4 protein-coding genes are annotated in these 4,272 nt (G+C 71.7%); 1 reads left to right on the forward strand and 3 read right to left on the reverse strand.

Annotated elements, in window-relative coordinates:
* Nucleotides 1–98: 98 nt before the first annotated feature.
* Genes ACFU6K_RS32625 through deoC form a run of 3 tightly spaced genes read right to left on the reverse strand, consistent with a single transcriptional unit; the run spans nt 99 to nt 3,482 of the window.
* Nucleotides 99–1,001, reverse strand: coding sequence for an aldehyde dehydrogenase family protein (locus ACFU6K_RS32625; protein ID WP_049654094.1), 903 nt, complete (start codon nt 999–1,001; stop codon nt 99–101).
* A complete protein-coding gene (locus tag ACFU6K_RS32630) occupies nt 994–2,490 on the reverse strand; it encodes an aldehyde dehydrogenase family protein (protein WP_380669208.1) in 1,497 nt (498 codons plus the stop codon). Before ACFU6K_RS32630 ends, ACFU6K_RS32625 begins: the two co-directional genes overlap by 8 nt.
* 5 nt (nt 2,491–2,495) lie before the next feature.
* On the reverse strand, nt 2,496–3,482 hold the full coding sequence (gene deoC, locus ACFU6K_RS32635; RefSeq protein WP_380669210.1) for a deoxyribose-phosphate aldolase: 987 nt from the start codon (nt 3,480–3,482) through the stop codon (nt 2,496–2,498).
* 106 nt (nt 3,483–3,588) lie between these two features.
* Here deoC and ACFU6K_RS32640 point away from each other — a divergent pair, with 106 nt between their 5' ends.
* Nucleotides 3,589–4,269, forward strand: coding sequence for a PH domain-containing protein (locus ACFU6K_RS32640; protein ID WP_380669212.1), 681 nt, complete (start codon nt 3,589–3,591; stop codon nt 4,267–4,269).
* Nucleotides 4,270–4,272: the final 3 nt, after the last annotated feature.

The following is a 4,272-nucleotide window of genomic DNA, read 5'->3' on the forward strand; positions in this document are numbered from 1 at the left end:
GGAGAGGCGCGGGTCCGTCCTGTGACCGTCCGGGCCCTGGGGGGGTGAGGGCACTGGGGACGGCCAGTCTGTGGAGTTGTTACCCGGAGTGTCGGAGGTCAGATCCCCTTCGGGTGCCAGACCGTCTTCGTCTCCAGGAACGAGAGTAGCCGCTTTGTACCCGGCGCATTGGTCCAGTCCTGGGCGAACGGGTCCAGCGCCGGACGGACCACCCTCTTCAGGGTATCCGCGGCGGCCGCCTCCAGCGCGTACGCCGCGCCGGGACCGTCGGCGGCGATGGCCCCGGTGAGGTCCAGCGCGTTGACGTCCTGGTGCGAGGCCAGGGTGGGGGCGATGTCCGCGGTCCGGCCCGAGACGATGTTGACCACGCCGCCCGGGACGTCCGAGGTGGCCAGCACCTCGCCCAGCGACAGCGCGGGCAGCGGGGCGTCCGCGGCGGCCGCGACCACGACCGTGTTCCCGGTGGCGATCGCCGGGGCGATCACCGAGACCAGGCCGAGCAGCGAGTGCCCGTACCCGGCCTGCGGGGCGACGACCCCGACCACACCGGTCGGCTCCGGGGAGGAGAGGTTGAAGTACGGGCCGGCGACCGGGTTGGCGCCGCCCGCGATCTGGGCGACCTTGTCGGTCCAGCCCGCGTACCAGACCCAGCGGTCGATCGCGGCGTCCACCAGCGCGGCGGCCTTCTTCGGGCCGATGCCCTCGGAGACGGCCACCTCGGCGGCGAACTGCTCGCGTCGGCCCTGGAGCATCTCGGCCACCCGGTACAGCACCTGGCCGCGGTTGTACGCGGTGGTGCCGGCCCAGCCCTTGACCGCCTTGCGGGCGGCCAGGACGGCGTCGCGGGTGTCCTTGCGGGTGCCCAGCGGGACGTTGGCGAGCCACTCGCCCTTGGAGTCCGTCACCTCGTACACCCGCCCGCTCTCGGAGCGCGGGAACTTCCCGCCGACGTACAGCTTGTAGGTCTTGAAGACGTCAAGACGCGTTGCGACATCAGACATCGAGGGCCTCGACATTCAGGTAGGGCTCCAGACCGTGGCGGCCACCCTCGCGGCCGTAGCCCGACTCCTTGTAGCCGCCGAACGGCGAGGTCGGGTCGAACTTGTTGAAGGTGTTGGCCCAGACCACGCCGGCCCTGAGCCGGTCCGCCATCCAGAGGATGCGCGAGCCCTTCTCCGTCCAGATGCCGGCGGAGAGGCCGTACGGGGTGTTGTTGGCCTTCTCGACCGCCTCGGCGGGGGTGCGGAAGGTCAGCACCGACAGGACCGGGCCGAAGATCTCCTCCTGGGCGATCCGGTGGGCCTGGCTGACGCCGGTGAACAGGGTCGGCTTGAACCAGAAGCCGGTGCCCGGGAGTTCGCAGGCCGGCGACCAGCGCTCGGCGCCCTCGGCCTCGCCGGCCTCGGTCAGCGCGGTGATCCGGGCCAGCTGCGCGGCGGAGTTGATGGCGCCGATGTCGGTGTTCTTGTCCAGCGGGTCGCCGACCCGCAGGGTGCCCATCCGGCGCTTCAGGGCGTCCAGCAGCTCGTCCTGGACCGACTCCTGGACCAGCAGGCGCGAACCGGCGCAGCAGACGTGGCCCTGGTTGAAGAAGATGCCGTTGACGATGCCCTCGACGGCCTGGTCGATCGGCGCGTCGTCGAAGACGATGTTCGCGGCCTTGCCGCCCAGCTCCAGCGAGAGCTTCTTGCGGGTGCCGGCCAGCTGCTTGGCGATGGCGCGGCCGACCGGGGTGGAGCCGGTGAACGCGACCTTGTTGACGTCCGGGTGGGAGGTCAGCGCGGCGCCGGTGCGGCCGTCGCCGGTGACGATGTTGACGACGCCCTTCGGCAGACCGGCCTGGCGGCAGATCTCGGCGAAGCGCAGCGCGGTCAGCGGGGTGGTCTCGGCCGGCTTCAGGACGACCGTGTTGCCGGTCGCCAGCGCGGGCGCGATCTTCCACGCCAGCATCAGCAGCGGGAAGTTCCACGGGATGACCTGGCCGGCCACGCCCAGCGGCTTCGGGTTCGGACCGAAGCCGGCGTAGTCCAGCTTGTCGGCCCAGCCCGCGTAGTAGAAGAAGTGCGCGGCGACCAGCGGCAGGTCGACGTCACGGGTCTCGCGGATCGGCTTGCCGTTGTCGATCGACTCCAGCACGGCCAGCTCGCGGCTGCGCTCCTGGATGATCCGGGCGATCCGGAACAGGTACTTGGCGCGCTCGCTGCCGGGCAGCGCCGACCAGTCGGCGAAGGCCTTGCGGGCGGCGGCGACCGCGCGGTCCACGTCCTCCTCGGTGCCCTGGGCGAACTCGGCGAGCACCTGCTCGGTGGCCGGGTTGACCGTCTTCAGGGCCTCGTTGCCGGAGGAGTCGACGAACTCGCCGCCGATGAAGTGGCCGTAGGAGGTGGCGATGTCGCCCGCGGCGGCCGGGGACTCGGGGGCCGGGGCGTAGGCGAAGAGGCCGCCGGCGGGCTTGGCCACGGGCTCCTCGGTGTTCTTCTTCTTGGCCATGGTGATCAGTCCACCGTCACGTAGTCGGGGCCGGAGTAGCGGCCGGTGGCCAGCTTCTGGCGCTGCATCAGCAGGTCGTTGAGCAGGCTGGAGGCGCCGAAGCGGAACCAGTGCGGGGTCAGCCAGTCGTCGCCGAGGGTCTCGTTGACCATCACCAGGTACTTCATGGCGTCCTTGGTGGTGCGGATGCCGCCGGCGGGCTTGACGCCGACCTGGACGCCGGTGGCCGCGCGGAAGTCGCGGACCGCCTCCAGCATCAGCAGGGTGACCGGCGGGGTCGCGTTGACGGCGACCTTCCCGGTGGAGGTCTTGATGAAGTCGGCGCCGGCCAGCATCGCCAGCCAGGAGACCCGGCGGACGTTGTCGTAGGTCTGGAGCTCGCCGGTCTCGAAGATCACCTTGAGGTGGGCGGAGCTGCCGTCGGGGCGCTTGCACGCCTCCTTGACGGCCACGATCTCGTTGAAGACGTCGAGGTAGCGGCCGGAGAGGAAGGCGCCGCGGTCGATCACCATGTCGATCTCGTCGGCGCCCGCGGCCACCGCGTCGGCGGTGTCGGCGAGCTTGACCGGGAGGGCGGCGCGGCCGGCCGGGAAGGCGGTGGCCACGGAGGCGACCTGGATGTCGGTGCCCTTCAGGGCGGCCTTCGCGGTGGCGACCATGTCCGGGTAGACGCAGATGGCGGCGACGCGGGGGGTGGTCGGGTCGGTCGGGTCGGGGGTCCTGCCCTTGGCGCACAGCGCGCGCACCTTGCCGACCGTGTCCGCGCCCTCCAGCGTGGTCAGGTCGATCATCGAGATCGCCAGGTCGATGGCGTACGCCTTCGCCGTGGTCTTGATCGAGCGGGTACCGAGAGCGGCGGCACGCGCCTCCAGGCCGACCTGGTCGACGCCGGGCAGGCCGTGCAGGAACCGGCGGAGCGAGGCCTCGGACGCAGCAACGTCCTGAAGGCCGCTGCCCGCAACGCCGAGGGCATTGGCTGCAACAGTGGACATAGTCACCAGAGCAGCATATCTACGCGCGTAGTGGGCCGCCAGAGCACCTGCCATTCGTGGCCGGACCGAGACCTCAGGGTGAGGGGCATGGGGCAGAATCGTCGGCATGACCGATTCCGACGGCAAGCCCCGCCAGGGCCCCGCCGCCCCCGACGGGGAGCCCGAGTACGCGGACCGCGTGTACCGCTCTGTCCCCGGTGTGATCTCCGGAGTGCTGCTGCTGGTGGTCGCCGCCTGGCTGATCGGCGACGCGGTGGTGAGCGGGACGGGCAAGACGCCGTACGTCTCGCTCGCCGCGGTGCCGGTGTTCGCCTTCCCGGTGATCGCGTACACGCTGCGGCCGGCCGTGACGGCCGGGCGCGACCGGCTGGTGGTGCGCAACCCGTGGCGGACCGTCGTCGCGCCGTGGGCCTCGGTGGACGCGCTGCGCGCGGGGTACTCGGTCGAACTGCTCGCGGGCGGGAAGAAGTTCCAGGTCTGGGCGGTGCCGGTGTCGCTGCGGCAGCGCAAGCGGGCCACCCGGGCGCAGCGCCCCAGCGCCGCCGAGCACGCCTCGCGGACCGGTCTGGGGCTGGGGATGGCCAAGCGGACCAACCCGGTCGTCCAGGGCTCGCCCGACCCGACCCGCGCCTGGTCCGACCAGGTCACCGCCGTCCTCCAGGAGATGGCCGAGCGCAACGCCGCCCGCCCCTCCGCCGCGGGCCCGGTCGAGGTCCGCTGGTGCTGGTGGGTCATCGCCCCCACCCTGCTCGGCCTGGTCGCGCTGATCACCGTCATCGCGGTCTGACGC

This window comes from Kitasatospora sp. NPDC057512, from assembly GCF_042802135.1.
In the GTDB taxonomy this organism is placed as follows: Bacteria; Actinomycetota; Actinomycetes; order Streptomycetales; family Streptomycetaceae; genus Kitasatospora.